The 23966-nt window shown below is 70.5% G+C and carries 15 protein-coding genes and 1 pseudogene; 7 read left to right on the top strand and 9 right to left on the bottom strand.

Annotated elements, in window-relative coordinates; translation table 11 throughout:
* Window positions 1-163: 163 nt before the first annotated feature.
* From J5X86_RS21880 to ccrA, 5 genes are read right to left on the bottom strand one after another with little or no spacing between them, the layout of a single operon-like run.
* Entirely contained in the window at window positions 164-1366 is a 1203-nt protein-coding gene (locus J5X86_RS21880) for an acyl-CoA dehydrogenase family protein (protein WP_208518438.1), read from the bottom strand.
* A 1-nt stretch (window position 1367) separates the two neighbouring features.
* On the bottom strand, window positions 1368-1874 hold the full coding sequence (locus J5X86_RS21875) for a MaoC family dehydratase (RefSeq protein WP_078640333.1): 507 nt from the start codon (window positions 1872-1874) through the stop codon (window positions 1368-1370).
* 3 nt (window positions 1875-1877) lie between these two features.
* Window positions 1878-2858, bottom strand: coding sequence for a CoA ester lyase (locus J5X86_RS21870; RefSeq protein WP_078640332.1), 981 nt, complete (start codon window positions 2856-2858; stop codon window positions 1878-1880).
* Complete coding sequence (locus J5X86_RS21865; RefSeq protein WP_208518437.1) at window positions 2855-4873, bottom strand: protein meaA; 2019 nt, start codon at window positions 4871-4873, stop codon at window positions 2855-2857. The genes J5X86_RS21870 and J5X86_RS21865 overlap by 4 nt, the downstream gene beginning before the upstream one ends.
* Window positions 4873-6282 carry a crotonyl-CoA carboxylase/reductase gene (ccrA, locus tag J5X86_RS21860; RefSeq protein WP_208518436.1) on the bottom strand — a complete coding sequence of 470 codons (1410 nt, stop codon included), beginning with the start codon at window positions 6280-6282 and terminating at the stop codon, window positions 4873-4875. Before ccrA ends, J5X86_RS21865 begins: the two co-directional genes overlap by 1 nt.
* A gap of 1246 nt (window positions 6283-7528) precedes the next feature.
* Here ccrA and J5X86_RS52920 point away from each other — a divergent pair.
* On the top strand, window positions 7529-7657 hold the full coding sequence (locus tag J5X86_RS52920) for a hypothetical protein (protein ID WP_374229281.1): 129 nt from the start codon (window positions 7529-7531) through the stop codon (window positions 7655-7657).
* Between the two features lie 14 nt (window positions 7658-7671).
* Here the strand turns inward: J5X86_RS52920 and J5X86_RS52915 are convergent.
* A pseudogene (locus tag J5X86_RS52915) lies at window positions 7672-8613 on the bottom strand (Tat pathway signal sequence domain protein); the annotation flags it as partial.
* A gap of 1052 nt (window positions 8614-9665) precedes the next feature.
* On the opposite strand from J5X86_RS52915, the gene J5X86_RS21850 reads away from it, so the two are divergent.
* Window positions 9666-11516 (top strand): glycoside hydrolase family 97 protein, encoded by a 1851-nt coding sequence (locus J5X86_RS21850; protein ID WP_208518434.1) that lies wholly within the window; start codon window positions 9666-9668, stop codon window positions 11514-11516.
* Between the two features lie 700 nt (window positions 11517-12216).
* On the opposite strand, the gene J5X86_RS21845 is transcribed toward J5X86_RS21850, so the two are convergent.
* A complete protein-coding gene (locus tag J5X86_RS21845; protein WP_208518433.1) occupies window positions 12217-13041 on the bottom strand; it encodes a TetR family transcriptional regulator in 825 nt (274 codons plus the stop codon).
* Between the two features lie 115 nt (window positions 13042-13156).
* A complete protein-coding gene (locus J5X86_RS21840; RefSeq protein ID WP_208518432.1) occupies window positions 13157-14995 on the bottom strand; it encodes a 3-hydroxyacyl-CoA dehydrogenase family protein in 1839 nt (612 codons plus the stop codon).
* Window positions 14996-15389: 394 nt separating this feature from the next.
* Between J5X86_RS21840 and J5X86_RS52020 the strand changes: the two genes are divergently transcribed.
* On the top strand, window positions 15390-16070 hold the full coding sequence (locus J5X86_RS52020; protein WP_119991943.1) for a HEAT repeat domain-containing protein: 681 nt from the start codon (window positions 15390-15392) through the stop codon (window positions 16068-16070).
* Between the two features lie 76 nt (window positions 16071-16146).
* Here the strand turns inward: J5X86_RS52020 and J5X86_RS21830 are convergent, their stop codons facing one another.
* Window positions 16147-17199, bottom strand: coding sequence for an Rv2578c family radical SAM protein (locus J5X86_RS21830; protein ID WP_208518431.1), 1053 nt, complete (start codon window positions 17197-17199; stop codon window positions 16147-16149).
* 159 nt (window positions 17200-17358) lie between these two features.
* Here J5X86_RS21830 and J5X86_RS21825 point away from each other — a divergent pair, with 159 nt between their 5' ends.
* From J5X86_RS21825 to J5X86_RS21810, 4 genes are all read left to right on the top strand, one after another.
* Complete coding sequence (locus J5X86_RS21825; protein WP_208518430.1) at window positions 17359-17811, top strand: SRPBCC family protein; 453 nt, start codon at window positions 17359-17361, stop codon at window positions 17809-17811.
* A gap of 208 nt (window positions 17812-18019) precedes the next feature.
* Window positions 18020-20569, top strand: a complete 2550-nt coding sequence (locus tag J5X86_RS21820; protein WP_208518429.1) for an MFS transporter — start codon at window positions 18020-18022, stop codon at window positions 20567-20569.
* Between the two features lie 165 nt (window positions 20570-20734).
* Window positions 20735-23221, top strand: coding sequence for a SpoIIE family protein phosphatase (locus tag J5X86_RS21815; RefSeq protein WP_208518428.1), 2487 nt, complete (start codon window positions 20735-20737; stop codon window positions 23219-23221).
* Window positions 23218-23937: a class I SAM-dependent methyltransferase gene (locus J5X86_RS21810; protein WP_208518427.1), complete on the top strand. Its 720-nt coding sequence runs from the start codon at window positions 23218-23220 to the stop codon at window positions 23935-23937. Before J5X86_RS21815 ends, J5X86_RS21810 begins: the two co-directional genes overlap by 4 nt.
* Window positions 23938-23966 lie beyond the last annotated feature (29 nt).

Below are 23966 nucleotides of genomic sequence, written 5' to 3'. Positions count from 1 at the left end.
GAGGATGCCGCGACGCAAGACTGGGGACGGCGGCTTTCCCGGATGGTATCGGTTGCGAGCGGTAACTGGGCAAGCGCCGGGGCCTGTCGGTGGCTGGTCAGTGACCGAAGACCCTCGGCGCGGTGTGACCTTCTTCTCTCGGATACCACCCCAAAAGGGACGTTCAGTCTTGGGTTCGGTATTCCTCCAGGAGCCTCCGTCCAATAATCATTTTCTGAATCTCGGCGGTACCTTCGCCGATGAGAAGCATCGGTGCCTCTCGGTAGAGGCGCTCGATCTCGTATTCCTTGGAGAAGCCGTACCCGCCGTGGATGCGGAAGGCGTCCTCCACGACCTCTTTGCAGTACTCCGACGCGAGGTACTTGGCCATTCCCGCTTCGAGGTCGTTGCGCGCGCCCGAATCCTTCTTCCGGGCCGCATTGACCATCATCGCATGGGCCGCCTCGACCTTTGTTCCCATTTCGGCCAGTTTGAACTGGATGGCCTGGTGCTGTGCGATCGGCTTACCGAAGGTATGCCGCTGCTGTGCGTATGCAACGCCCAGCTCGAAAGCTCGCCGCGCCACACCACAGCCGCGGGCGGCGACATTCACCCGGCCGACCTCGACTCCGTCCATCATTTGGTAAAAACCTCGGTTCGGCATCCCGCCGAGCACCCGATCGGCCGGAATGCGCAGTCCGTCCATGATGAGCTCGGTGGTGTCGACGCCCTTGTAGCCCATCTTGTCGATCTTGCCGGGGATGGTCAGGCCGGGCCGGACCTCGCCGAAGCCCGGCTCCTTCTCGATCAGGAAGGTGGTCATCGCCTTGTGCGGCGCGACCCCCTCCTGGGCCTCACCGGTCCGGCACAGGACCGCCACCAGAGTGGAGGTGCCGCCGTTGGTCAGCCACATCTTCTGCCCGTTCAGGACGTACTCGTCGCCGTCCTGTACCGCCTTGCTGGTGATCGCCGACACATCCGAGCCCATGCCCGGCTCCGACATCGAGAAGGCGCCCCGGATCTCGCCCAGCGCCATCTTGGGAAGGAAATACTCCTTCTGTTCCTCGGTGCCGTGCTGCTTGAGCATGTACGCCACGATGAAGTGGGTGTTGATGATGCCCGAGACGCTCATCCAGCCGCGTGCGATCTCCTCCACACACAGCGCGTAGGTGAGCAGTGACTCACCCAGACCGCCGTATTCCTCAGGGATCATCAGCCCGAAGAGGCCGAGCTCCTTCAGCCCTTCGACGATCGCGGTCGGATATTCATCGCGATGTTCCAGTTCCGTCGCGACCGGCAGGATCTCCTTGTCGACAAAATCCCTGACCGTGGAGAGGATCTCCCGCTGGATGTCGGTCAGGCCCTCGGTCTGCGCCAGGCGGCTCATATCACTGCTCTCCCAGCTCCGGGCGGCCCGGCTGCTCGCCGCCCCGCTCCTTGATGTACGTGGCGGTCGGCACCATCACCTTGCGCCGGAAGATGCAGACCAGGGTGCCGTCCTGCTTGTAGCCCTTGGTCTCCACATGCACGATGCCCCGGTCCGTCTTGGACTTCGACGGCGTCTTGTCGAGGACCGTCGTCTCGCCATAGATCGTGTCGCCGTGGAAGGTGGGCGCGACATGCCGTAGCGACTCGACCTCCAGATTGGCGATGGCCTTTCCGGAGACATCGGGGACGGACATCCCCAGGAGCAGTGAGTAGATGTAGTTCCCGACCACCACGTTCTTGCCGAAATCGGTCGTCTTCTCGGCGTAGTTGCTGTCCATGTGCAGCGGGTGGTGGTTCATGGTGAGCAGACAGAAAAGGTGGTCGTCGTACTCGGTGACCGTCTTCCCCGGCCAGTGCCGGTAGACGTCGCCCACCGTGAACTCCTCATAGGTACGGCCGAACTGCATGGCTCATGCCTCCGGGGGCTGGAAGGTGGACGTACGGGTCATCCCGGCCGCGCGGCCCTTGCCCGCGACGACCAGGGCCATCTTGCGGCTGGCCTCGTCGATCATCTCGTCGCCGAGCATCGCCGAGCCCTTCATGCCGCCTTCCGCCGAGGTGCAGTAGTCATAGGCGTCCAGGATCAGCTCGGCGTGGTCGTAGTCCTCCTGGGACGGCGAGAAGACCTCGTTGGCCGCCTCCACCTGGCCGGGGTGCAGCACCCACTTGCCGTCGTAGCCGAGGGCGGCCGCGCGCCCGGCCACCTCGCGGAAGCCGTCCACGTTCCGGATCTGCAGGTAGGGGCCGTCGATCGCCTGGAGGTCATGGGTGCGGGCCGCCATCAGGATCCGCATCAGGATGTAGTGATAGGCGTCCGCCGGATAGCCGGGCGGCTGCTCGCCCACGACCAGCGACTTCATGTTGATGGACGCCATGAAGTCGGCCGGGCCGAAGACGATGGTCTCCAGGCGGGACGAGGCGCCCGCGATCTCGTCCACGTTGACCAGGCCCTTGGCGTTCTCGATCTGCGCCTCGATGCCGATCCGCCCGACCTCGAAGCCCATCGTCTTCTCGATCTGGGTGAGCAGCAGGTCCAGCGCGATCACCTGCTGGGCGTCCTGCACCTTGGGCAGCATGATGCAGTCCAGGTTGGGACCCGCGCCCTCGACAACCGTGATGACGTCCCGGTACGTCCAGTGGGTGGTCCAGTCGTTGACCCGCACCACCCGGGTCTTACCGGTCCAGTCGCCCTCGTTCAGCGCCTTGACGATGGTGTGCCGGGCGTCCTCCTTGGCCAGCGGCGCACAGGCGTCCTCCAGGTCCAGGAAGACCTGGTCGGCCGCGAGCCCCTGAGCCTTCTCCAGGAAGCGCGGATTGGAGCCGGGGACGGCCAGGCAGGAGCGGCGAGGGCGCAGACGGGTCGCGGCATCTGCGCGGTCGGGGGCGGTCATACGAGAACCTCCAGAGGGGGAAGCGTGTTCGCGGCGCGGATCTCATCGACAATACGGCCGATGATCTCCGTGATACCGAAGTCCTTGGGGGTGAAAACGGCGGCGACACCCGCGGCCCGCAGCGCGGCCGCGTCCGTGGCCGGGATGATCCCGCCGACGATGACGGGGATCTCCTGGGCGCCCGCGTCGCGCAGCCGCTCCAGGACGTCCGGCACCAGCTCGGCATGCGAACCGGACAGGATGGACAGCCCGACGCAGTGCACATCCTCGGCCACGGCCGCCGAGACGATCTGCTCGGGGGTGAGCCGAATCCCCTGGTAGACCACCTCGAAACCGGCGTCCCTGGCCCGTACGGCGATCTGCTCGGCGCCGTTGCTGTGCCCGTCCAGACCGGGCTTGCCGACCAGCAGCCGCAGCCTGCCGCCGCCGAGCTCGGCCGCCGTCTTCTCGACCTTCTCGCGGACGGAGGACAGCAGGGAGCCCGCCTCCGTGGCGACGGCCAGGGGCGCGCCGCCGACCCCGGTGGGGGCGCGGTACTCGCCGAAGACATCGCGCAGCGCCCAGGACCACTCCCCGGTGGTCACGCCCGCGCGGGCACAGGCCAGGGTCGCCGGCATCAGGTTCTCGGTCCCCGCGGCGGCCTTACGGAGGGCGGTGAGGGCCTCCTGGGCGGGGCCCTCGTCGCGCCGCTCGCGCCAGGCGTGCAGGGCCGAGACCACCCGCGCCTCGTTCTCCGGGTCCACCGTCATGATCGCGGTGTCGAGATCGGCGGTGAGCGGATTGGGCTCGGTGGACTCGTAGCAGTTGACGCCGATGATCTTCTCTTCGCCCGCCTCGATCCGCGCCCGACGCTCGGAGTGGGAGGCCACGAGCTGCGCCTTGAGGTAGCCGGACTCGACGGCGGCCATCGCCCCGCCCATCTTCTCGATCCGCTCGATCTCGGCCTCGGTCTCCTCGACCAGCGCGGCGACCTTGGACTCGATCACATGGGAGCCCTCGAAGATGTCGTCGTACTCCAGCAGATCGCTCTCCAGGGCGAGGACCTGCTGGATGCGCAGCGACCACTGCTGGTCCCAGGGGCGGGGGAGGCCCAGCGCCTCGTTCCAGGCCGGGAGCTGGACGGCGCGGGCGCGGGCGTCCTTGGAGAGGGTGACGGCCAGCATCTCCAGGACGATGCGCTGGACGTTGTTCTCCGGCTGGGCCTCGGTCAGGCCGAGCGAGTTCACCTGGACGCCGTAGCGGAACCGGCGCTGTTTGGGGTTCTCGATGCCGTACCGCTCACGGGTGATCCGGTCCCAGATGCGGCCGAAGGCGCGCATCTTGCACATCTCCTCGATGAAGCGGACGCCCGCGTTCACGAAGAAGGAGATCCGGGCCACCACGTCGCCCTTACGGTCCTCGGGAACCTGGCCGGAGGCGAATACCGCGTCCAGGACGGCGATCGCCGTGGACATCGCGAAGGCGATCTCCTGCACCGGAGTGGCCCCGGCCTCTTGCAGGTGGTAGCTGCAGATGTTGATCGGGTTCCACTTGGGGATGTGGTTCACCGTGTACGCGATCATGTCGGTGGTCAGCCGCAGGCTCGGGACCGGCGGAAAGACATGCGTACCGCGCGAGAGGTACTCCTTGACGATGTCGTTCTGCGTCGTCCCCTGGAGCTTGCCGATGTCCGCGCCGTGCTCCTCCGCGACGACCTGATACAGCGCCAGCAGCCACATCGCGGTCGCGTTGATGGTCATGGAGGTGTTCATCCGCTCCAGGGGGATCTCCTGGAACAGCCGCCGCATGTCGCCCAGATGCGAGACCGGGACCCCGACCCGGCCCACCTCGCCGCGGGCGAGGATGTGGTCGGGGTCGTAGCCGGTCTGGGTGGGCAGGTCGAAGGCGACTGAGAGCCCGGTCTGGCCCTTGGCCAGGTTGCGCCGGTACAGCTCGTTGGACGCCTCGGCGGTGGAGTGCCCGGCGTAGGTGCGCATCAGCCAGGGCCGGTCCTTGGGGCGGGGTGTGCCACTCATCAGATGTCCCGGCTGTGCTTGTTGGCCTGCCCCGAGGAGTCCTTACGGCTGTGCTTGTTGGTCCGCTCCGACGAGTCGTCACGGAACAGGTTGATGGCGTCGATGTGCTGCTCGCGCATCGCCTGGTCGCGCACGCCCATGCCCTCCTCGGGGGCCAGGCACAGCACGCCGACCTTGCCCTGGTGGAGGTTGCGGTGGACGTCGTACGCGGCCTGTCCGGTGTCCTCCAGCCGGTAGGTCTTGGACAGCGTCGGGTGGATCTTGCCCTTGGCGACCAGGCGGTTGGCCTCCCACGCCTCGCGGTAGTTGGCGAAGTGCGAGCCGATGATCCGCTTGAGCTGCATCCACAGGTAGCGGTTGTCGTACTCGTGGGTGTAGCCGGAGGTCGACGCGCAGGTGACGATCGTGCCGCCCTTACGGGTGACATAGACCGAGGCGCCGAAGGTCTCCCGGCCCGGGTGCTCGAAGACGATGTCCACGTCCTCGCCGCCGGTCAGCTCGCGGATCTTCTTGCCGAACCGCTTCCACTCGCGCGGGTCCTGGGTGCCGTCGTCCTTCCAGAACGCGTAGTCCTCGGCCGTGCGGTCGATGATCGCCTCGGCGCCCATCCGCCGGCAGATCTCGGCCTTCTGCGGCGAGGAGACCACGCAGATCGGATTGGCCCCGCCGGCCAGCGCGAACTGGGTGGCGTAGGAGCCGAGCCCGCCGCTCGCGCCCCAGATCAGGACGTTGTCGCCCTGCTTCATCCCGGCGCCGTTACGGGAGACGAGCTGCCGGTAGGCGGTGGAGTTGACCAGGCCCGGGGCGGCCGCCTCCTCCCAGCTCAGATGCTTGGGCTTGGGCATCAGCTGGTTGGACTTGACCAGGGCGATCTCGGCGAGCCCGCCGAAGTTGGTCTCGAAGCCCCAGATGCGCTGCTCGGGGTCGAGCATGGTGTCGTTGTGGCCGTCGGAGCTCTCCAGCTCGACCGACAGACAGTGCGCGACGACCTCGGCGCCCGGCTGCCAGGCGTTCACACCGGGGCCGGTGCGCAGCACGACGCCCGCGAGGTCGGAGCCGATGATGTGGTACGGCAGATCGTGCCGCTTGGCCAGGGGGGAGAGCTTGCCGTACCGCTCCAGGAAACCGAAGGTCGGCAGCGGTTCGAAGATCGAGGTCCACACGGAGTTGTAGTTGACCGAGCTGGCCATCACGGCGACGAGTGCCTCTCCGGGGCCGAGCTCCGGCACCGGCACCTCGTCCACGTGCAACGATTTGCGGGGGTCCTTCTCCCGGGTGGTGAGGCCCGCGAACATCTCGGCCTCGTCCTTGCGCACGGTCACCGCGCGGTACGACTCGGGGATGCGCAGTGACGCGAAGTCCTCGGGTGCTGTGTCCGACGCCAGGATCGCGTCAAGTATCTCGTTCATCGGTGCCTCCGGCGAGGCGTCCAGGGGGGACGCCTGAGGGAACGCTGGGCTCGTGACGGGTGATGCTGATGCGGTGCCGTCGGTTCGGCGGAGGTGGTGCTCGATGCGGCGCGGGTGGCGCCGGTTGCCTGGTGACGCAGGCGTTGTCCGGGCGCACAAAGCGGTTTGCGGGGACAGCCGACGCACGAAGGTTGGCAGTGCGCCGGCCGCCCGGACTCCACTCACGGTATGGCACGCTGTGCCACCTCGCAAGACACTGCGTGCCAACAAATTCCCTCAGTTGTCATCTCGGCTGCACACATGAGCAATAACGGCCGCCCTGAGCAGGGCGGCCGTCACGGTGGGTATGCGGTTATGCGTGCTTCGTCAGTCGTTCTTCTCCAGCGAGAGCGCGAAGACATGGGCCCGTGCGGTGCCCGAGGGGGCGGTCAGCGTGATCGCCGACAGCTCCTTGGCCGGGTCCAGCTCCACCACCTGGTGGAAGATCGCGGCCTTGGTGCCCAGCGGGCCGGTGCGGGTGTGGATCTGGCTGGTCCGCACCGCCTCAGTCTCGCCGTACGCCGGACCCGACATCCAGCCCGTCAGCTCCATGGTCAGCGTGCCCGTGGAGCCGTCGGCGTACGTGGCCTCGGCGGGCACGGACACATTGCCGGTGTCGCCCGCGCCCAGCACATGCAGCTTCGTGTAGCTGCCCGCCGGGACCGTGACCTTCTGGCCCGCCGCGATGACGTTGTTGTCGGAGCCCTCGCTGCCGTTGGTGAACGCGAAGGTGATCCCGTCGTCCTCGGTCTGCCCGGTCTGCGGGAGCTGCGCCATCGGATAGGTGCGGCCCGTACCGTCGAAGTCGCCGTCCCCGTAGTACATCTCGGTGGTGATGGCGTCGTTGTCGAAGTGCCCGGTCAGATCGACCTGGGTGACCGCGCCCGCCTGCGGCAGCTCCGGCAGGCCCCAGGGCTCGGCCGGGGTGGTGACCTTCACCGGGGCGACCCGGAAGTCCGGCCGGGTGCCCGCCGGATAGATCACTGCCTCGCCCTCCCGGTCCAGCTCCAGCTCGATCTCGCCGTTCCCCAGGTCACGCCACTTGGGCGCGGGGCCCCCGACCCCGGCGACCGCGACCCGGCCGCCGATCGAGTGGCGGACCCGGCAGGGCTCCCCGGCCAGGCTGCGCACCCGCACCCAGCGCGTCCTGCCGCCCGTCCGCACCGCGCTGACCAGGAACGCGCCCTCGGTACGGAAGTCGTGCAGCGTGACGTCCTGCCACTCGCCCGGCACCCCGGGAAAGAAGCGGATGGTCCCGCCCCAGCTCTGGCAGAGCATGTCGTGGATGGCCTGCGCACCCGACAGCGGGGTCTCGATCACCGGACCCGCCTCGTAGTAGTGCGTATTGGGCTGGATGAACCGCGCCACCAGCTCCCGCAGATACGTCAGCGCGTCATCGCCGCGCCCCATCTGGGTCGAGATCGAGGCCGCGCCCGAGAAGCTGTAGCCGCGCAGCGCGCCCTCGAAGCTGATCCAGTGCTTCAGCGAGCGGGCGATCAGGTCCCGGTGCTCCTGCTGGTCCCAATTGACCAGGTAGAGCGGGTAGACCGAGAGCATATGGGAGTAGTGGCGGTGGGACTTGGCGAACGGGACACCGGTGCCGATCATGAAGCCGTTCTCGTCCACCGGATAGTCGACCAGCTTCTCCAGCACCTCGCGCCACTTGGGCACCAGTGGATCGTCCTTGTCCAGCAACTCGACCGTCGTCAGCAGGGTCTGGCAGGACCAGCGCAGCAGCGCCAGGTCGTAGTTGCAGTCCGGGGCCGCGCCGTACTCGGGGGAGAAGGTCTTCGGCAGATGCAGCTTGCCGTCCGACTGCTCGGTGAGAAAGTGCAGGTAGTAGTTGGTGGAGCGGCGCAGCAGCGGATAGAGCACATCCTCCAGCACGCCCCGGTCCATGGTGTGGCGGTAGGTCAGCCAGACGTTGTGCAGTGCCCAGGGCAGATTGCCGACCTCGGGGGAGTCCCCGACGCCGGGCACCGGGACCGTGCCGTTGTCCTCGCACTGCGCGTCCGTGGAGCGGCGCAGCCCGGCCGAGTCGGCGCGGTACTCGGGCCCCAGCGCGCCGATGAGCACATCGGTGTTCTCGGCGAGGGTGCGCGGAATCGCGTCCAGTTCCAGGTGGTTGGAGCCGTGGACCGGCCAGTACTCAAGCTGGACGTTGAGGTTCCACCACACGCCGGGCCAGGGGGTCGGCTCCACCCACGGGCCGGTGGTGGCCATGACGGGCGCGTGCTCACGGGCGGCGCAGGCCAGCTTGTAGAGCTGGATCCAGTAGAAGCTCTGCAGCATCCCGTCGGGCACCGAGATGAAGCTCTTGCGGTAGAAGCGGTGCCACCACTCGTAGTGGGTGCGCCGCAGGCTGGAGACCGGCAGCGCCGACGCCTTGCGCACGGTGGTCCGGGCCCGGCCCTCCGCGTCCGTACCGGGGTGGGAGTGCGCCACGGCCAGGTAGTACGTGCGCTCCCGGCCGCTGCCGCGCTGCCGGTACGCGCTCACCGTCTGCCCGCCCGCCACCAGCGACTGGACGGTGCTGCCGAGCCCGTCCTCGGTGCGCGTGACCGGGGCCGGGTTGGGCTCGAAGCCCTTGGGCGGATCCTCGCGGACGATGCGCGGGCTGACCGCCGGTGACGGCTTGAACTCCCAGCGGAATCCCTCCTCGCCGGCGCTCGCCTCGACGGTGGCCAGCAGCATGGTGCGGTCGTTGTGCACCAGGGCGCGGAGCTTGAGCTTTCCCTTGTCCGTGGTGATCGTGCCGCGCAGTTCGGCGTTCCACAGATCCAGCCGCAGATCGACGCCGGTGATGGCGCCGACCGGGCGCAGCAGCAGATTGCCGACCGGAAGCCGTGCCACCCCCCAGTCGCTGCCGCCTTCGGTGGGCCGGTGGTCCTGCACCTCGCTGTGGTGGATGGTGAACCGCAGCGCATTCTCGCCGGGCTCCTGATAGATCATCGAGCCGAGCAGGCCATTGCCCAGGAAGGGCCCCTCGTACCAGGTTCTCGGCAAGCGCTTCCAGAGCAGATCCTGGCCGCCCAGAAAGCGCTCCCACTCCCGGTCGGTGCGCATGCCCCGCAGGGCCACCGACTGCTGTGGCTGGGCGGCCGCCTCCTGTTCGGGAAGGGCCGCGCCGACGGCCGTGCTCGCGGCCGCGCCCGCCGCCACCCGGCCCAGGAACCCACGTCTGCTGACTGGCATCCCGATCATCTCCCGTCCCCGAAGCGATCAAATTGATCCGATGATTTGGCTAGACGGGAGCGTAGAAACGGGCTGATGATGCGTCAAGGTAGGGGATTGCTCTGATGTATCGAGCGCCGCATCGAAGATGCGGTGAACGAGGAGGAACGATGCATACGGCACGATCAAAGGTCACCAGAGCCGTGGCCGCCCTCGCCTGCGCGGCCGCCGTGCTGGTGCCGCTCCGGGCGGCGGCGGCATCGGACGGTCGTGCGCAGGACTGGCGGCTGACCGGAAAGGGGCAGGTCAGCGGCGAGCTCAAACTGAGCAACGAGGGCGGGCTGACGCTGGCCGCGCGCCATGGCGCCACCACCGTGCTGCGGCCGTCGGGCTTGGGCATCCGCACCGCGGAGACCGATTTCAGCAAGGGCTTGCGGTTCGCGGGGCGCAGCGACCGTAAGGTCCACGAGACCTACACGACCACCACCGGCCGCCGCACCCACCACACCTCCGACGCCTCCGAGTCGACCTTCACCTTCCGCAAGGACGGGCGGACGCTGAAGGTGGTCATCCGGGTCTCGGCCGACGGGCTGGCCTACCGCTATGTGGTGCCGGACAAGGGGACGGTCACCGTCCTCGGCGAGCACTCGGAGTTCGCCGTCCCGCCGTCCGCCGACTCCTTCCTCCTGCCGTACGACAACGGCCGCCAGGACTACGAATCCGCCCATGACCACGGCAAGGTCGCCGACGCCAAGGCGGGCGACTACGGCTATCCGTCGCTCTTCCACCTCGGCAAGAGCTGGATGCTGATCGAGGAAGCGGACCTGAACAGCTCCTACGGCGGCTCCCGGCTCGCCCTCGACTCCGCCACCGACCGCTTCAAGCTCACCCTCCCCGACCCCGCCGAGGTCAGCGGCCCCGGGCTGACCACGCCCTGGCGCACCATGGTCATCGGGGACCTCGCCACCGTCACCGAGAGCGATCTGCCGACCGATCTGGCCGCCCCCTCGAAGGTCGCCGACACCTCATGGATCAAACCGGGCCGGGCGGCGTGGTCCTGGTGGTCCGACGGGCAGAGCCCGACCAGCCTGGACGCCCAGAAGAAGTTCGTGGACTTCGCGGCGCGTGAGGGCTGGGAGTACATCCTGGTGGACTCCGGCTGGAGCGACTCCTGGATGCCCGAGCTGACCGCGTACGCCAAGGAGAAGGGCGTCGGCGTCTGGCTGTGGGCCCGCTGGCAGACCATCGACGCGCAGAGCGAGCGGGACCGGCTGTTCCCGCTGTGGAAGTCCTGGGGGATCGCCGGGCTGAAGATCGACTTCCTGGAGTCGGACGGCCAGGACCGGATGCGCTGGTACGACGCGGTCTTCAAGGACAGCGCCCGGAACCAGCTGATGCTGAACTTCCATGGCGCCACCATCCCGCGTGGCCAGGAGCGGACTTGGCCGCAACTGATGAGCACCGAGGCGGTCAAGGGCGCCGAGGGCACCCGGCCCAAGCCGGGCCGCCAGCCCTTCCCGGCGGCGCACTACACGACCCTGCCCTTCACCCGGAACCTCATCGGGCCCATGGACTTCACACCGGTGACCTTCACGGGCGTGCGGCCCACGAGTGACGCGGCCGAACTCGCGCTCTCGGTCGTCTACGAGTCCGGTGTGCAGCACTTCGCCGACAGCGTGGAGTCGTACGAGAGCCGGCCGGTGGAGCTGAAGTTCCTGAACCAGGTGCCCACGGTGTGGGACGAGACGCGGCTGGTCGACGGCGACCCCGGCGACCGCGCCGTCCTGGCCCGCCGCTCCGGCGACACCTGGTACCTGGGCGCGATCACCTCGGGCGCGGCCCGCACGCTGGACGAGCCGCTGAGCTTCCTCGGCAAGGGCAGTTGGCGGATCGAGGTGTGGAAGGACGGTCCGGACGGCAAGGTCGTCACCGAAACCCACGAGGTCACACGGGACTCGCGGCTCTCGGTGGACGTCCCGAAGAACGGCGGCTTCGCCGCCAAGCTGACCAGGACCGGCTGACGCGCCCGCGCCGCCCCGACCCGGCACCGGGACGGCGCCCAGCCGGGTCCCCGCCCCGGCGGGGGCGGGCCCGGCCAGGCGGGACCTGCCTGTGGGGGGCGGGTCCCGCCCCTCCTTCCGCCGCGCCCGACGGTGCCGAGCCGTCCGCATGGGCGGGAAGCCCGGGCCGCCCGGCCCGGCGGCGTCACCGCGGCCGCCCGGCGCTGCGCCTGCGCCCGGGCAGGTCGCGGGGCTACCCCTGGGCCGGCCCCACGACGGCAAGCGGCTCGTGCCACCGGCGGGTGGCCGCGAGACGGCGGGCGGGGGTGGGGCCACCCCCACCCAGGACCCGGCCCCTCCCCGGGGGCTGAACGTGGAACGGCGGGCGCCCGGTGCCACCGGCGGGCAGCCGCCGACGAGACGGGAGGGGGTGGGGTCGCAGGGGTGGTGTCCTGGACGCTTTCGCATATTTGTGGCGCCAATCCCCGGCCCACTCCACGCCTCCGGGCACCGGCGCCGTAAATATGCGGTCCAGGGCGCCGCACCGGAGGTCCCGCCCCCGGCACCCGCCACCCAACCGACCGCGTACCCCGTACGCGCCGCACCGGAGGCCCCGCCCCCGGCACCCGCCACATCCGCATGGGCGGGCCACCCCGGCCCAAGACGTGGGCCACCCGGTCCGGGAGGCGAGCCCCGGACCGGCGAACCCGAAGCGTCAGCGCTACCGCTTGAGCGCTTCCTTGATCGTGCGCATCACCTCGGCCAGTGGCGCGTCCGTCCGCGCCACCATCACCACCACCTCGTCCTCGTCCGTCGCCGACACGGTCGCCGCGGGGCGGCTGCCGGACGGGATGGGGCGGGCGCCGATGCCGCTCCCGAAGGTTTCGCGGACAATCGCGAAGGCGTGGTCCAGCTGGTTTTCCACATCGCCCTGGCCGCCCGCCCGCAGCCAGCGCCGCAGCACATGGTTGTGGGCCGTGACCACGGCCGACGCGGCCACCTCGGCCAGCAGCGGATCGTCGTCGCCGTCGTGGTGGGCCCCCTCGTCGAAGTGGCCCAGCAGATAGCTGGTGAACAGCCGCTCGTAGCGGGCCACCGAGGCGATCTCTCGCTCCCGCAGCGCCGGTACCTCACGGGTCAGCCGGTAGCGCTCCACGGAGACGGTCGGCGCGCTCGCGTACATCCGCATGACCTCCTTGATCCCGCGGCACACGGTGTCCAGAGGGTGCTCATGCGGAGGCGCCGCGTCCAGCACCGCCGCGGCCCGCACCAGCGTGTCGTCGTGGTCCGGGAAGATCGCCTCTTCCTTGGAGCGGAAGTGCCGGAAGAAGGTGCGGCGGGCCACTCCCGCCCTGGCCGCGATCTCGTCGACGGTCGTCGCCTCGTACCCCTGCGTCGCGAACAACTCCATCGCCGCGGCCGCGAGTTTGCGGCGCATGGACAGACGTTGGGCCGCGGCGCGGCGACTTCCCGCGCTCTCACCGCCACCGGATGAGGGGGATCGCTTCGTACGCTCCGTACGCGTGGCCTTCACGGGCTGGGACATGTGGGGAACGTAACACGCTTGTGAGTGCCGGTGCGGGGGCAGACCGACGGAAGGCTCCAGCAGCCCGCCCCACCCGGAACCGGACTCAGACGGTCCGCCCCACCCGGAGCAGAATTCAGGCTTTTGCATACTCGCGGAAGCCGCGCCCGGTCTTGCGCCCCAGGCACCCCGCGGCCACCAGATGCTCCAGCAGCGGCGCGGGCGCCAGGCCCGGTTCACGGAACTCCCGGTGCAGCACCCGCTCGATGGCCAGCGACACATCGAGCCCCACGACATCGAGCAGTTCGAAGGGCCCCATCGGATAGCCGCCGCCCAGCTTCATCGCGGCGTCGATGGCGTCCGGGGTGGCGTAGTGCTCCTGCACCATCTTGACGGCGTTGTTGAGGTACGGGAACAGCAGGGCGTTCACGATGAAGCCCGCCCGGTCGCCGCAGTCCACCGGATGCTTGCCCACCGCCGCGCACACCGCGTGCGCGGTCGCGCGCACATCGTCCGCGGTCAGCACGGTGCGCACCACCTCGACCAGCTTCATCGCGGGCGCCGGGTTGAAGAAGTGCAGGCCCACCACGTCCTGCGGGCGCGAGGTGGCCCGTGCGCAGGCCACGACGGGCAGCGAGGAGGTGGTCGTGGCCAGCACCGCACCCGGTTTGCAGACCTTGTCGAGCACCTTGAAGAGCTCCTGCTTGACGACCAGATCCTCGGCCACCGCCTCCACGGCCAGATCGACCTCGGCGAACGCGTCGAGTGCGTCGGCCGCGGTGATCCGCTCCAGCGCCTGCTCCCGGGCCCGTTTGGTCATCCGCCCCTTGGACACCGAGCGTTCCAGGGATTTCCCTATGCGGGCCTTCGCCCGCTCGGCCTTCTCCAGGCTCCGGCCGGCCAGCACCACCTCCAGGCCCGCCTTCGCGAAGACCTCGGCGATCCCGGAGGCCATCGTGCCCGAGCCGGCGACGCCCACGGCGCGCACCGGACGCGCCCCTTCCGTGGAGTGCCGCACCTCGGCCGTCGCGGCGTCCGGGACGACGGTGGCGCTGCCCGGCGCCTCGTACGTATAGAAGCCGCGGCCCGCCTTACGGCCGGTGAGACCGGCCTCGGAGAGCTGCCCGAGGATGGGCGCGGGGGCGTGCAGCCGGTCGCCGGAGGCGGAGTACATGGCCTCAAGGACGGTACGGGCGGTGTCGATGCCGATCAGGTCGAGCAGGGCCAGCGGGCCCATCGGCAGCCCGCAGCCGAGCCGCATCGCGGCGTCGATGTCCTCCCGCGCCGCGTACTTGGCCTCGTACATCGCCGCGGCCTGGTTGAGATAGCCGAACAGCAGCCCGTCGGCGACGAATCCGGGCCGGTCGCCGAGCGCCACCGGCTCCTTGCCCAGATCGCGGGCGAGCGCGGTGACCGCCTCGATGGCCGCGGGGGCGGTCAGCACGCTGGAGACGATCTCGACGAGCTTCATAGCGGGCGCCGGATTGAAGAAGTGCAGGCCCAAGACCCGCTCCGGATGGGCGGATTCGGCGGCCAGCCGGGTCACCGACAGCGCGTTGGTGCCGGTCGCGATGATCGCTGAGGGGCTGACGACGGTGTCCAGCGCGGCGAAGACCTCGTGCTTGGTCTCGTAGTCCTCGGGCACCACCTCGATCACCAGCTCAGCGTCGGCGGCGGCGCGCAGATCGGTGGAGACGCGGAAGCGGTCGAGGATCCCGGCGCGCTCCCGCTCGCTGATCCGCTCGCGGTGCACGGCGCGGGCGGTGGCGACCTCGAGCGCGGTGACGGCTCGGCGGCAGGCGCTTTCGTTGATGTCGACGCCGATCACCTCGCGGCCCGCCCGGGCCAGGATTTCGGCGATGCCGGTGCCCATCGTGCCGAGCCCGACGACGGCGACAGTAGTGAGCGGGGCCCGGGAGGGGGAGAGATCAGAGGGGGACGTAGTGCTGACGCCGGTGTGTGGGAGACGGTCCATCGCGGACTCCAGAGGGTGTTCCCCGCAAAAGGGGATGAAGTGACGACTGAGGGGAGCTCGTGCCATGCCACTGATGCCGTTCACGCCACGCATGCGCGGGGGGCTGACGCGGCTGACACAAATCCCCGATGGAAGGGCTTGCACGCTCCCTTACGGACAGCGCCGTACGGAGGAAACTGCCCGTGGGAGACACCCGGCCGACCCTGTCCCGGGGCCATGCCGTACTCGCTTTTCTGGAACTGCCGAACCGACGTCACACAAGGCGGCTGCGTCACCAGGCCGCCAGAGCAGGGGTGCTGCTCGTGTCGCCATATTAACTCGCGGGTAACCAAGATGCCAGAGCTCATAGTGCGGCCGTGCCCGGGCGCGGCCCACCGGGGAGGGGAGACCTCGTATGGACGAAGAATTCCGGACGCTGACGGAGCGGGTACGGGCCTCGCTCTCAACCCCGCAGGAAACGGCGGCCCATGCCTCGCTGCTCGCGCTCGTACGGCAGGGCACCCCCGCCGCGCGTGAACAGCTCGCCCGCATCCTGGTGGCGCCGGAGCAGCCGCTGTGGGCGCGGGAGACGGCCGCCTTCGTGCTCGGCAGCGCAGGAGACCGCAGGGCCTTCGAAACCCTTGTCCTGCTGCTCAACTACCGCGAGCCGGCCCGCTGTGCGACCGCCGCCCGGGTGCTGGCCCGCCTCGGCGATCCGCGCACCGCGCGGGCCGCCGCCGCCCTGGCCACGAACCCGCTGCGCACCGCGTACTCCCTGCACCCCATCCGGCTGCTGGTGGAGCTGCGGGCCGCCGAGTCCGTGCCGTCCCTGGTCGCCGCGCTGGAACGGCAGTTGGGGGCCCGTGACCGCCACTGGGCGATCGCCCGCGCCTGCGTCGAGGGCCTGGGCGCGATCGGCGACGAGCGCGCCATCCCGGCGCTGACCGCCGCCGCCCAGCACATACGTCTCAGCGCGGCTGCGGCCGCCGCCCTGGCCCGCATCACCGGCGAAGGCGCCGTCACGGGCGGAGGCGCCCCGGAGCCGGCGGGCAAGGGCGGCGCGGCGGAGAAGGTGGGTGAGGCGCGCGTGCCGTGAGGGACAGCAGGGAAACGGCCCGCCGCGGGGTGCGTGTGCTCACGGCGGTGACGCGCGTGCTCACACGCGCGCGTGCTTACAGCAGGGAGAGCTGGGCGGGCGCCGGCGGTGAGTCGGCCCGGGCGTCCGGCTCCTCCGGCTCCTCCGGCTCCTCCGGCACATTGCGGTGCGTGCCCGCCGTGTACGGGCCGATGCCGTACTCGGCGGCGAAGTCGTGGACCATCCCGGTGATCCGCCGCTGGTACCACTTCGGGGCGTAGGAGCCGCCCTCGTACAGCGCGTCGTACCGCCGCAGCAGCCGAGGGTGGTGGTGGGTCAGCCAGGTGGTGAACCACTCGCGGGCGCCCGGGCGCAGATGGAGCACCAGCGGGGTCACGGAGGTGGCTCCGGCCTGAGCGATCGCCCTTACGGTGGCGCGCAACTGCTCGGGGGAGTCGCCGAGGAAGGGGATCACCGGCGCCATCAGCACGCCGCACGGGATCCCGTGGGAGGACAGCGTCCGTACGACGTCCAGGCGCCGCTCGGGCGAGGGCGTGCCCGGCTCGACGGTGCGCCACAGCTCGCCGTCGGTGAAGCCGACCGAGACCGAGACGCCGATGTCGGTGACGCGTGAGGCCCGCCGCAGCAGCTCCAGATCGCGCAGGATCAGCGTGCCCTTGGTGAGGATCGAGAAGGGGTTGGCGCGCTCCATGAGCGCGGTAAGGATGCCGGGCATCAGTTGGTACCGGCCCTCGGCGCGCTGGTAGCAGTCCACGTTGGTCCCCATGGCGATGTGCTCGCCGGCCCAGCGGCGGGAGGCCAGCTCGCGGCGGAGCAGCTCCGGCGCGTTGGTCTTCACCACGATCTGGGAGTCGAAGCCGATCCCGGTGTCCAGGTCGAGATAGCTGTGCGTCTTGCGCGCGAAGCAGTAGACGCAGGCGTGGGTGCAGCCGCGGTACGGGTTCACCGTCCACTCGAAGGGCATCCGGGAGGCCCCGGGCACCCGGTTGATGATCGAGCGCGCCCGGATCTCGTGGAAGGTGATCCCGCGGAACTCCGGGGTGTCGAAGGTTCGGGTGGTCACCGCGTCCGCGGCGAAGAGGGCCGGGGTGGCCGATGTGTCGTCTCGGGTCAGGTTGTCCCAGCGCATCGCAGGCACCTCCGGGTCTCGCTCGTTACCACAATAGAACACATGTTTGATTGGTTTTCGTCAACCCCCGATTTGGGCGGGTGACCCTGAGGTGGTTGGCTTGCGCTCGTCAAGGCGTCACGGGCTGGGGGCGCCACGTCGAGCGCGGAGGGACATGCGATGGGCCAGGTCGAGGCCACTACGGAGCGGATCGTCACGGGTAAGCCCGAGGACGTGTTCGACGCACTCGCCGACTACCGCGAGACCCGCCCCCGGCTGCTTCCGCAGCAGTTCAGCGAGTACGAGGTGCGCGAGGGCGGCGACGGTGAGGGCACCGTCGTGCACTGGAAGCTCCAGGCCACCAGCAAGCGGGTGCGCGACTGCCTGCTCGAGGTCTCCGAGCCGAGCGACGGCCAGCTTGTCGAGAAGGACCGCAACTCCTCCATGGTCACCACCTGGACGGTCACCCCGTCGGGTGAGGGCAAGTCGCGGGTTGTCGTCACCTCGACCTGGACCGGCGCGAGTGGCATCGGCGGCTTCTTCGAGCGGACCTTCGCCCCCAAGGGGCTGGCCCGGATCTACGACGAACTGCTGGCCAAGCTCGCCGCCGAGGCAGCCCAGACCGCCCAGTAGCGCTCGGCGCGTCCTGATCCCGTCCCCGGACCGAACGTCGCACTCACCGGTTCGGGTGGTTTTCTCTACGGTCCGGCATACCCCCCGCACACACTCCCACCGGGGGGAATGCCGTCGATGGCCCCTCGTCGGTGATTCGTCGCTGTTTGCCCCTGGTTGCGCGTGATGCGAGAAATGGGCGGCGCAGGCGTGACGAGGGGAGAAGGACGTGGGCGGCACCACCGGGACCACCGGGGCCACCGTGCCGAAGCGGCGAGAGAGCCACGAGCGGCACGGGGGGTACGAACCGGCGGGCCCTCCCGCCCACACCACCGACGACGGAACCGACTGGGCCGGGGGCGCCGGGGCGGGCGCGGCACCGCCTCCGGTGGCGGGCGCCGCCCCGGCGCCCGCCCCGCTCAGCCCGGCCCGGGTGCGGATGGTCTTCTTCGGGCTGATGCTCGCGCTGCTGCTCGCGGCCCTCGATCAGACCATCGTCGCCACCGCCCTCCCAGAGGTGGTCGGCGAACTCCACGGCCTGGACAAGATGTCCTGGACCGTCACCTCCTACCTCCTCGCGGTCACCATCGTGCTGCCGGTCTACGGCAAGCTGGGCGACCTCATCGGCCGTAAGAGCGTCTTCGTCTTCGCGATCGTCGTCTTCGTCGCCGGATCCGCGCTCGCGGGCTGGTCCCGCACGATGGACGAACTGATCGCCTTCCGCGCGGTGCAGGGCGTGGGCGCTGGCGGTCTGATGATCGGCGTCCAGGCGATCATGGCCGATATCGTTCCGCCCCGGGAACGCGGCCGCTATATGGGGCTCATCGGCGCCGCGTTCGGCCTCGCCTCGGTGGCCGGTCCGCTGCTCGGCGGGTTCTTCACCGACCATGCCTCCTGGCGCTGGTGCTTCTATGTCAACGTCCCCTTCGGGCTGGTCACCCTCGCCGTCGTGGCCGCCGTCCTCAAAGTCCCGGAGCCGCCGCGGCGGGCGCGCTTCGACTATCTGGGCGCGCTGTTCCTGTCGCTGTTCTCCACCTGCGCGGTGCTGCTGACGAGTTGGGGCGGCACGGAGTACGCGTGGGGCTCCCGCGTCATCCTCGGGCTCGCCCTGGGGGCGGCGGGTTCGGCGATCCTCTTCGTCGTCGTGGAGTGCGTCGTCCCCGAACCGATCATCCCCATGCGGCTGTTCCGCGACTCGGTCTTCTGCGTCAGCGGGCTGATCGGCGCCGTCATCGGCGTCGCCCTCTTCGGCGCCGCCAGCTATCTGCCGACCTTCCTGCAGATGGTCGACGGCGTCTCGGCCACCGAGTCGGGGCTGCTGATGGTGCCCATGATGGGCGGCATGGTGCTGGCCTCGATCATCTCCGGCCAGCTCATCAGCGCCACCGGCCGTTACAAGGTCTTCCCCATCGTCGGCGGGCTGATCTCCGTCGTCGGCATGTGGCTGCTCTCCCGGCTGGAGGAGGACACCTCCCGCCAGGACTACAGCCTGTGGATGGGCGTCCTCGGGCTCGGTCTGGGGCTCGTCCTGCCGGTGCTCATCCTCGCCGTGCAGAACGCCGTGCCCGCGGCCGACCTCGGCTCGGCCACCAGCGCCAACAACTACTTCCGGCAGATCGGCGGCAGCGTCGGCGCGGCCGTCTTCGGCACGCTCTTCGCCAACCGGCTCGCCGACCGCCTCGAGGCCGACCTGCCCTCCGGGGCGGCGTACGGGCGCGGCGGCGACGGAACCGGTCTGCCCGACCCCGACTCGGTCACCCCGCAGATGGTGCACGCGATGCCGGGCGCCCTGCGGGACGGCTACATCGCGGCGTACGCCCACGCCATGCCGCGGATCTTCCTCTATCTCGTGCCGGTGCTCGTCCTGGGCTTCCTGCTCGCCTTCCTCCTGAAGGAGAAACCTCTGGTGTCCCACACCGACTATGCCGTCCAGCAAGACCTGCAAGACCCCGTGGTGCCGGCCGCGCGCACGGGCGCCCGGCACGCCGCGGCGGGCGCGCCCTCCGCGCCGCCACCCTCCGCGGGCGTCCCGGTCTGCGGCACGGTCCAGCACCACGACGGCACCTCGGTCCCACGGGCGGCCCTGACCCTCATCGACATCGGCGGACGCCAGATCGGGCGCGGTGCCACCGGGGAGGACGGGCGGTACGCGCTGAGCACGCCCGGCGCCGGGTCGTACGTCCTGATCGCGGCGGCCGGCGGCCATCAGCCGCGGGCGGTCAGCGTCACCGTCGGGGACCGGCCGGTCGACCTGGACGTGGTCCTCGGCGGGGCGGGGCGGCTCGCCGGTGCCGTCCTTACGGCGGACGGCACCCCCGTAAGGGAGGCGACCGTCACTTTGACCGATGTGCGTGGCGAGGTCGTCGCGGCGACCCGCAGCGGACGCGAAGGCGGCTATGTGATGGACGAGTTGGTGGCGGGTGAATACACCCTCGCCGCCAGCGCCCCCGCGTTCCGCCCCGCCGCCCTCCCCGTCTCCGTCCAGGCCGCCCGCGAGACCCGGCAGGACATCGAACTGGCCGGTGGCGCGGTCCTGCGCGGGGTCGTCCGGGCCACCGGCGGCCGGGTGGTGGAGGACGCCCGGGTCACGCTGCTGGACGCGGCGGGCAATGTGGTCGACACGGCGACGACGGGCCCGGACGGCGCGTTCCGCTTCATCGACCTGTCAGCGGGCGAGTACACGGTCATCGCGGCCGGCTACCCGCCGGTGGCGACGGTCCTCCAGGTCGCGGGCGGCGGCCGTACGGAGCGCGATCTCCAACTGGGCTACGAGGACTAGGCCCAGCCTCGCCGGGAGGCGCGCCGCGGCGCCTCCCGGCGGCGGCCTCCATCGCACGTACCCGCACATGACACCTATTCGGGTATTGCCTCCCACGGACGCCCGCAACAGCCGTACCGTGGGTAGCGCTGTCGCAGATCTTGCGTGCGAAGGAGTCTTCCGCCTATGGAGTACGGCACGTCGCGCTGCGACGACGGCCAGGGCGAGCCGCCCGCGGTGCCGGAGCAGCGCAGGGGTGTCCACGGGAGGATGCCGCTCGCGGTCGTCGTCATCGATGCCGAAGGGCGCGTCACGCATTGGAGTTCGGGGGCTCGCAGGCTCTTCGGACCCACGCGCGAACAGGCCGTCGGCTGCCCCGCCGTCGACCTGATGCCGGTCTCGGGGGCGTTACGCGGCGCGGAGGTGCGCACCGACGCGACGGGCCACCCGGAACTCGACGATTCGCAGCTCGGCGCCATGTACTACCCCACCGCGGGGCGGGCCCGTATGGCGGATCCGGCGCATGGCCAGGCGGACGTCCTGTGGTGGGCGTATCCGCTGGTGGGCCCCGGGCCGGAGCGGCTGCTGGTACTGGCGGCGGATGCCAACGGAGTGGGCGGGGACGCGCTGGGGCCGGACGGGCGGATCGCACCCGGCTTCGCGCTGCACACCGAGTTCCCCGGCGCCGAGCGGCTGGCCGGCCGGCTGCCGGACATCCTGCCCAACATGGGCCCGGCCACGGCCGGCCGGATCGTCGCCCAGGTGCTGGAACTGGGCTATCCGGTACTGGAGATCAGCCACCACGAGCGCGTCCCGGTGACGCCGGACTGGGGGATGCCGCGCTACCGCGAGCGCCGGGCGCGCCAGGAGGCCGTACTGCGGCGCGCGGTCACGGCGGACGGCGCACCGGATCGCGCGCACGCCTCCGGGCGCTCGCTGGACCCCGATGAGGTGGACCTGGAGTACGCGGCGGTCCGTGAGCGGCTGGAGTTCCTCAACGAGGTCAGCGGCCGCATCGGCACCTCCCTGGACCTCGCCCGCACCATCCGCGAGGTGACCAGCGCCGCCGTGCCGCGCTTCGCGGACTTCGCCGGTACGCATCTGCGCGCCCAGGTCCTGGCGGGTGAGGGGTTCCCCGACGGCCCGCCCGACGTCACCACCGTCTGGCACCGCGTCTGGGTCGAGCACAACGACGAACCGGGCCGCTGGGACGACACCGTGCCGGTCGGGGAGAGCATCGCGTTTCCCGAGCACACCCCGTTCTTCCAGTGCATGGTCACGGGCGAGCCGGTGCTGATCCCTTGCATCAGCGACGAGGTGGGCGACCGGATCGCCGGGCAGTTCGAGAAGCGCGACCTCAGACCGCTGATCAACGGCCGGTCGATCCTGATCGTGCCGCTCAAGGCGCGCGATGTGGTGCTGGGCTTCATGGTGCTGCTGCGGCGCCCCGGGCGTGAGCCGTTCGACGACATGGACCGCACGACCGGCGCCGAACTGGCCGCCCGCGCAGGTCTCGTCCTCGACAACGCCCGGATGTACACCTACCAGGAGAACGTCGCCGAGACGCTCCAGGACAGCATGCTGCCCCAGGTGACCCCGCGCATGGCGGGCTGCGACACCGCGACCCGCTATCTGCCCGGGACCCGGCTCGGCCGGGTCGGCGGAGACTGGTTCGACACCATCAAGCTGCCCGGGTCGCGCACCGCGCTGGTGGTCGGCGACGTGATGGGGCACGGGCTCACCTCGGCGGCGATGATGGGGCAGTTGCGCACCGCCGTGCAGACCATGGCCGCGCTCGATCTGCCGCCCGCCCAACTCCTGCGCAACCTCGACGACCTGGCCCAGCGGCTCGGTGAGCACTATCTGGCCACCTGTCTGTACGCCGTCTACGACCCCGTCAGCTCCGAGCTGGTGCTCTCCAACGCGGGCCATATCCCGCCCGTGCTGGTGCGGGCCCAGGACGGCCGCAGCGAGCTGCTGGACCTGCCGACCGGGGCGCCGATCGGCGTGGGCGGGGTGCCCTTCGAGACGGTGACGGTGCGGGTGGAGCCCGGGGACCGGCTGGTGCTGTGCACGGACGGCCTGGTCGAGGTGCGCGGCCAGGACATCGGCGCCGGGATCGCCGCGCTGTGCGAATCCGCTGCGCATCCGGCGGCGTCCATGGACGACGCGTGCGACACCATCATCCGGGCGCTGGCCGCCGCCTCCCGGGACAAGGACGGCCGTGACGGCCGTAAGGACGACGTGGCGCTGCTGATGGCCCGGCTGGGCGGCATACCGGCCGAGCAGGTCGCCCAATGGCGGCTCGCGCTGGACCCCAGCGAGGTCGGGCGGGCCCGCCGGCTCGTCCGCGAGCGGCTGCTGCGGTGGGGGCTGCCGGAGTCCGTGGAGACCGCCGAGCTTCTGGTGAGCGAGGCGGTGACCAACGCGATACGGCATGCCCACACCCACCATGTGCGGCTGCGCCTGGTCCGCACCGACGCCCTGCTGTGCGAGGTCACCGACGACGACCACGAACTGCCGGCGCTGCTGAGCGCGGACCGTGACGACGAGAGCGGGCGCGGGCTGCGGGTGATCAGCAAACTGGCGCGCGAGTGGGGTACGAGTCGCACGGGGCGCGGTAAGACGGTGTGGTTCGAGCAGGCGTTGGCACACCCAGGGGAGCGGCGATGAGCGTCTCGGAGCGCTACCGGCAGGCGTGGGAGAGCTACTGGCAGCAGACCTCGGATGCCCCGGGGGAGGCCATCTGGGACGCGGACCCCTCGCTGAGCGCCGCCCCGCATCTGGACCTGCTGGCGCCGTACGCCGACCCCTCGCTGCCGATCGTCGACCTGGGCTGCGGCAACGGCACCCAGACCCGCTATCTGGCCTCCCGCTTCGGGCGGGCGGTGGGCGTCGACCTGTCCCGCGCCGCGGTGGAGCACGCGCGGCACGCCGATCCGGCGGGCGCGGCGGAGTACCGGCGGCTGAGCCTGACGGACGCGGCCGGGGTGGCGGAGCTGGCCCGGCGGCTCGGCGACGCCAATGTGTATATGCGCGCCGTCATCCACCAGAGCGACGCCGCCGACCGGCGTCCGGTCGCGGAGGCGGTGGCCACGCTGCTGGGGCGGCGCGGGCGGGGGTTCGTCGTGGAGCTGACGGCGGAGTCCAAGGCCGTGCTGCGGGAGCTGGCGGCGAGCCCGGGCGGTCCGCCGCTGAAGCTGCGCCGGGTCTTCGACCACGGGCTGCGGCCGGCCGACGCGGCGGACAAGGAGGTGCCGGAGGTGCTGGCGGAGGCCGGGCTGGAGATCCTCGCCGAGGGCCCGTCGGCGCTGGCCCAGACGGAGCAGTGGCCGGACGGCTCACGGGTCGAGCTCCCGGCCCGCTGGTTCGTGGTCTCGCGGGCGTAGGGCCCTTGCCCGAGGGTGGTCGGGGCGTG

Source organism: Streptomyces sp. NEAU-YJ-81 (genome assembly GCF_017592595.1).
In the GTDB taxonomy this organism is placed as follows: domain Bacteria; phylum Actinomycetota; class Actinomycetes; order Streptomycetales; family Streptomycetaceae; genus Streptomyces; species Streptomyces hygroscopicus_B.
This window is presented reverse-complemented; position numbering and strand designations above follow the sequence as displayed.